The sequence below is a fragment of the Mycobacterium sp. genome (assembly GCF_044342925.1).
Lineage (GTDB): Bacteria > Actinomycetota > Actinomycetes > Mycobacteriales > Mycobacteriaceae > Mycobacterium.
Window position 1 is genome coordinate 1 of the sequence record NZ_JBIIOV010000192.1, and the last position, 5,721, is coordinate 5,721.

General features: G+C 66.7%; 6 protein-coding genes and 2 pseudogenes. 7 read left to right on the plus strand and 1 reads right to left on the minus strand.

The features are described from left to right. The 5 genes and pseudogenes from ADBZ6I_RS15510 to ADBZ6I_RS15530 form a co-directional block, all read left to right on the plus strand. A pseudogene (locus ADBZ6I_RS15510) lies at positions 1–185 on the plus strand (D-inositol-3-phosphate glycosyltransferase); the annotation flags it as partial. A gap of 26 nt (positions 186–211) precedes the next feature. Then, positions 212–763: a YbjN domain-containing protein gene (locus ADBZ6I_RS15515; RefSeq protein WP_526385396.1), complete on the plus strand. Its 552-nt coding sequence runs from the start codon at positions 212–214 to the stop codon at positions 761–763. A 25-nt stretch (positions 764–788) separates the two neighbouring features. Then, complete coding sequence (locus ADBZ6I_RS15520) at positions 789–1,541, plus strand: phosphoglyceromutase (RefSeq protein WP_526385386.1); 753 nt, start codon at positions 789–791, stop codon at positions 1,539–1,541. A gap of 85 nt (positions 1,542–1,626) precedes the next feature. Next, positions 1,627–2,790, plus strand: a complete 1,164-nt coding sequence (locus ADBZ6I_RS15525; protein ID WP_526385388.1) for a sensor histidine kinase — start codon at positions 1,627–1,629, stop codon at positions 2,788–2,790. Then, a complete protein-coding gene (locus ADBZ6I_RS15530; RefSeq protein WP_526385390.1) occupies positions 2,787–3,467 on the plus strand; it encodes a winged helix-turn-helix domain-containing protein in 681 nt (226 codons plus the stop codon). Before ADBZ6I_RS15525 ends, ADBZ6I_RS15530 begins: the two co-directional genes overlap by 4 nt. 22 nt (positions 3,468–3,489) lie before the next feature. On the opposite strand, the gene ADBZ6I_RS15535 is transcribed toward ADBZ6I_RS15530, so the two are convergent. Continuing rightward, entirely contained in the window at positions 3,490–4,275 is a 786-nt protein-coding gene (locus ADBZ6I_RS15535; protein ID WP_526385392.1) for a DUF3109 family protein, read from the minus strand. A gap of 42 nt (positions 4,276–4,317) precedes the next feature. Between ADBZ6I_RS15535 and ADBZ6I_RS15540 the strand changes: the two genes are divergently transcribed. After that, positions 4,318–5,280, plus strand: coding sequence for a Ppx/GppA family phosphatase (locus tag ADBZ6I_RS15540; RefSeq protein WP_526385394.1), 963 nt, complete (start codon positions 4,318–4,320; stop codon positions 5,278–5,280). Positions 5,281–5,407: 127 nt separating this feature from the next. After that, positions 5,408–5,721: pseudogene (locus ADBZ6I_RS15545) on the plus strand (hypothetical protein); the annotation flags it as partial.

Consider the following 5,721-nt stretch of genomic DNA (forward strand, 5'->3'; position numbering starts at 1 on the left):
CGGCGCTGGGCCGCGGTGCCGTCGAGCATGCCGCGGAGTTCTCCTGGGACCACACCGTCGATGCGCTGCTGGCCAGCTACGCCCGCGCCATCGCCGACTACCGGCGCACCCACCAGACGGTGCGCGACCTGACGCCCCGCCGGCCCGGGCGGCGATGGACGAGGAGAAGGGGAGTGCGAGCGTGAGCGATAACGACCCTCGACAGGTCGGGATGCGGGTTCGGCAACAGATCGAGGAGACCCTCACCGAGCACGGCCTCAACTACACCCGATACGACGGCGCGCACGGCGGGCTGCCCGGACTGATCGTCGAGCTTCCCGGCGAGCGCAAGCTGACCACCAACACCCTGCTGAGCATCGGTGAGCATTCGGTGCGGGTGGAGGCGTTCGTCTGCCGTCGGCCGGACGAGAACCACGAAGGCGTCTACCGGTTCATCCTCAAGCGGAATCGTCGGCTCTACGGGGTGGCGTACACGCTGGACAACATCGGCGACATCTATCTCATCGGGCGGATCGCGTTGGACATCGTCAACGCCGACGAGATCGACCGGGTGCTGGGCCAGGTGGTGGAGGCGGTCAACAACGACTTCAACACTCTGCTCGAGCTCGGGTTCGCGACCTCGATCCGAAAGGAATGGGCGTGGCGAGTGGCGCGCGGGGAGTCGCTGAAGAACCTCAAAGCCTTCGAGCACCTCGTCGCCGACGACCCGGACGACCCCGAGAAAGGCCCCGAGAAAAGCCAGGGCGATCACGATAAACAGTGAGGCGCATCGTGAGAGACTTCCGGCTATGGCTGACGGCGATTGCACTCTGATCCTTCTTCGCCACGGCGAAAGCCAGTGGAACGAGAAAAATTTGTTCACCGGCTGGGTGGACGTCGATCTCACCGACAAGGGGCGTGGCGAGGCGGCCCGCGCCGGTGAACTGATCGGCGAACTCGACCGGCTGCCCGACGTGCTCTACACGTCGCTGCTGCGTCGCGCGATCAACACCGCCAACATCGCGTTGGACAAGGCCAACCGGCATTGGATCCCGGTGCACCGCGACTGGCGCCTCAACGAGCGTCACTACGGCGCGTTGCAGGGACTCGACAAGGCTGCGACCAAGGAGAAGTACGGCGAAGAGCAGTTCATGGCCTGGCGGCGTAGCTACGACACTCCGCCGCCGCCCATCGAGCGCGGCAGTGAGTTCAGTCAGGACACTGATCCGCGGTACGCCGACATCGGCGGCGGCCCGCTCACCGAGTGCCTGGCCGACGTGGTCGCCCGCTTCGTCCCTTACTTCGAGAGCACGATCGTCCCGGATCTGCGTTCCGGAAAGACGGTGCTGATCGCCGCACATGGCAATTCGCTTCGCGCACTGGTGAAGTACCTCGACGGCATGTCCGATGAGGCGGTGGTCAACCTCAACATCCCGACCGGAATCCCGCTGCGCTACGACCTCGACGGCGACCTCAAGCCGCACGTGGTCGGCGGCACCTACCTCGACCCGGAGGCTGCGGCCGCCGGGGCGGCCGCGGTGGCCAGCCAGGGCTCGAAGTAGAACGTCCGGTTAACGCCTGCTGAACGGCGGTTCGGCACGGCGACCGGAATTCGGCGTGGCGTCTGAGCGTGCGTACGCTCATGGCGTGAGTGTTAGCGCGGCGGCGCTCGGGGGTCTCGCGGGCGTGGCGCTCGGGTCTGGTGTCACCCTGGTGCCGCGGCTTGCCGCGCGGCGTCGTGCGGCCGCCGCGTCGAAGTCCATGTCGGTGTCCGAACTGTTGCAGCGCGCGGTCTCCACCGCGCCGGTCGGCGTGCTGGTGGTGGATTCCGCCGGAGCGGTGCGGGTGAGCAACCGACGAGTGACCGAGATGGGCATGATGCGCAACGGCATGCTCGACGACCGGTTGTGGGCCGCCGCGGCGAGCACCCTGGAGAGCGGCGCGGACGCCGAGGTGGACCTGGCCGCTCCGCGTGGTCTCGCCGGCCGGCGCGCTGGCCTGGCGGTGCACGCCAAGATCCGATTGCTCAACCCCCAGTCCCCCCGGCTGGCGGTGATCTACCTCGACGACCAGTCCGAGCAGGCCCGGATGGAGGCCAGCCGGCGTGACTTCGTCGCCAACGTCAGCCACGAGCTCAAGACACCCGTCGCGGCCATGGCCGTTCTCTCCGAGGCGCTGCTGGAGTCCACCGACGATCCCGACACTGTCCAGCGCTTCGGCGGGAAGATCTACACCGAGTCGCAGCGGTTGGCGAACATGGTCGGCGAACTGATCGAACTGTCCCGCCTGCAGGGCGCCGAGCGGTTGCCCGATCTGGTTGCCGTGGACGTGGACGCTGTTGTCCAGGAGGCTATTTCCCGTTACCGGGTGGTGGCGGAGAAGGCCAGCATCGCCATCACCACCGACGACCCGACCGGTTTTCAGGTTCTCGGCGACGAGGGCCTGCTGGTCACCGCGATCGCAAACCTCATCTCTAACGCCATCGCGTACTCGCCCAATGGATCGACGGTGTCGATCAGCCGTCGGCTGCACGAGGACAAAGTCGAGATCGCGGTGACCGACCGGGGTATCGGCATCGCCCGAGCCGACCAGGAGCGGGTGTTCGAGCGCTTCTTCCGGGTCGACAAGGCGCGCTCACGCGCCACCGGCGGGACGGGGCTCGGCCTGGCCATCGTGAAGCATGTGGCCGCCAATCACAACGGCGACATCCGACTGTGGAGCCAGCCGGGAACAGGTTCGACATTCACGCTGTCCGTGCCGTCGTATGCCGGAACGGACGACGAGCACATCGAAGTACAGGAGGCGCAGTGACCCGGGTGCTGATCGTCGAGGACGAGGAGTCATTGGCAGACCCGCTGGCCTACCTGCTTCGCAAAGAGGGGTTCGAGACCACGGTGGTCACCGACGGTCCTGCGGCGCTGGCGGAGTTCGACCGCGCCCGGCCCGACATTGTGTTGCTGGATCTGATGCTGCCGGGCATGAGCGGTACCGACGTGTGCAAGCAGCTGCGGCTGCGGTCCACCATTCCGGTGATCATGGTGACCGCACGGGACAGCGAGATCGACAAAGTGGTCGGCCTCGAGCTCGGTGCGGACGACTATGTGACCAAGCCGTATTCGGCGCGGGAGTTGATCGCCCGGATCCGCGCCGTCCTGCGCCGGGGTACCGAGGGCGAGGACACCGGCGAGACGGTGCTGGAAGCCGGTCGCGTCCGGATGGATATCGAACGCCATATCGTCAGCGTCGGCGCTGGGCAGATCTCGTTGCCGCTCAAGGAATTCGAACTGCTCGAATACCTGATGCGCAACAAGGGGCGGGTGCTGACCCGCGGTCAGCTGATCGACCGGGTGTGGGGTTCGGATTACGTCGGCGATACCAAGACCCTCGACGTACACGTCAAGAGGTTGCGCTCCAAGGTGGAGCAGGACCCGGCCAACCCGAGTCTCATCGTGACGGTCCGCGGTCTGGGCTACAAACTGGAGGGCTAGTGACTGGGCGCGGCGGCTCGTCTTAGCGACGGCGTCCGCGCGCCTGGGTCGCCGGGTGCACCGCGATCACCGGAAAGCCGCTGCGCCGCTTGCATAAAGCCGCCAACTCCGCGTAGGCCTTGGTGCCGAGCAGCTCAGTCAACTCCGGCGCGTAGGTCTGCCACACCGCTCTCTTCCCGATATGTGCGGCCGGGTCACCGGTGCAGTACCAGTGCAGATCTTCCCCACCCTCGCCCCAGCCGCGGCGGTCGTACTCGGTGACCGTGGTCTTGAGGATCTCGCTACCGTCCGGCCGGGTCACCCACTCCTGGGTGCGTCGGATCGGAAGCTGCCAGCACACTTCAGGTTTCATGGTCAGCGGTTCGACGCCGAGCTTGAGCGCCTTGCTGTGCAGCGCGCAGCCGATGCCGCCCGGGAAGCCGGGCCGGTTGAGGAAGATGCAGGCGCCCTTGTACTTGCGGGTGCGCAGGTTCGGCTTGTCCTCGTACTCGTCTAACTCCAGGTACCCCTTGGAGCCGAGTCCCTTCTCTCGAAACTGCCAGTCGGCGTCGGTGAGCTTCGATACGGCGTCGTCGAGGTTGGCGATGTCGTCGTCGTCGGAGAGGAACGCGCCGTGTGAGCAGCACCCGTCGTCGGGTCGGTCTTTGACGGTTCCTTGACAGGCCGGGGTGCCGAAGACGCATGTCCACTTCGAGAGCAGCCAGGTCAGGTCGGCGGCGATCAGGTGTTCGGGGTTGGCTGGGTCGTAGAACTCCACCCACTCGCGCGGGAAGTCTGGATCGACCTCGCCGGGATGCCTGCGTGTCACGGAGTGCAACGGTAGACGACGCTGGGCGCTAGGTTGGAGCACGTGCGATTGGGCGTGCTCGATGTCGGTAGTAACACCGTTCATCTCCTGGTGGTCGACGCTCATCGCGGCGGTCATCCAACCCCGATGAGCTCGACCAAGGAGCCGCTGCGGCTCGCCGAGGCCATCGACAACTCGGGGAAGCTCACCCGCAAGGGTGCGGAGAAGCTGATCACCACCGTCGACGAGTTCGCCAAGATCGCCCGCAGCTCCGGGTGCGGTGACCTGATGGCGTTCGCCACCTCCGCGGTGCGCGACGCGACCAACTCCGATGACGTGCTGGCTCAGGTTCGCGCCGAGACCGGTGTCGATCTGCAGGTGCTCTCCGGTGTCGACGAGTCGCGTCTGACGTTCCTGGCGGTGCGCCGCTGGTACGGCTGGAGTAAAGGACGGATCACCAACCTCGACATCGGCGGCGGTTCCCTGGAGATGTCCACCGGGGTCGACGAAATGCCCGACTGCGCGATGTCGCTGCCGCTGGGGGCGGGCCGACTGACCCGGGAGTGGCTGCACGAGGATCCACCCGGTCGCCGGCGGGTGGCGGTGCTGCGGGACTGGCTGGACGCCGAACTCGCCGACGCCGCCCAGGCGATGGCCGAGGCCGGTAAGCCTGATCTGGCGGTGGGCACCTCCAAGACGTTCCGGTCGCTGGCCCGACTCACCGGTGCGGCGCCGTCGGCGGCGGGTCCGAGGGTCAAGCGGGTGCTTACCGCCAACGGCCTTCGGCAACTCATTGCGTTCATCTCTAGGATGACCACTGCAGATCGTGCCCAGCTGGAAGGGGTCAGTGCCGAACGGGCGCTGCAGATCGTCGCCGGGGCTCTGGTGGCAGAGGCGAGTATGCGAGCACTGTCCCTGGAATCGGTGCAGATCTGCCCGTGGGCGCTACGGGAGGGCATCATCCTGCGCCGGCTGGACAGTGAGGCTGACGGGACCGCGCTAGTGCAGGCTGCGCGGACCGACTGAGAGGCGAGAAACGATGAGTGAGTCAGAGGACACGCGGACGGTCTCAGTGGCCGAGCTGCTTGCCCGTAGCGGATCAATCGGTTCGCCGCCTGTCGGGGGACACCGCCGCCGTAAGCGTCGCGGTGGGGTGACTGTCGCTGAACTGACCGGGGAGATCCCGATCATCCGGACCGGTGAGATTCCGGTCGTCACCGACGAGGTGACGGAGTACGAGGACGCAGCGTACGAGGAGGAACCGTACGAAGAGACGGCGTACCAGGAGACGGCGTACGAGACCGGGTACGAGGAGAGCTCGCAGGCCGACGTCGTCTATAGCGAGACCGTCAGCACCGAGGTCGTCTACGCCGAGCCGGTTGCCTACCAAGACGCCACCACCTACGAGCAGGCGGTGACCGACGCCGAGCCGGTGACCGACGCCGAGCCGGTGACCTACGAGGAGGC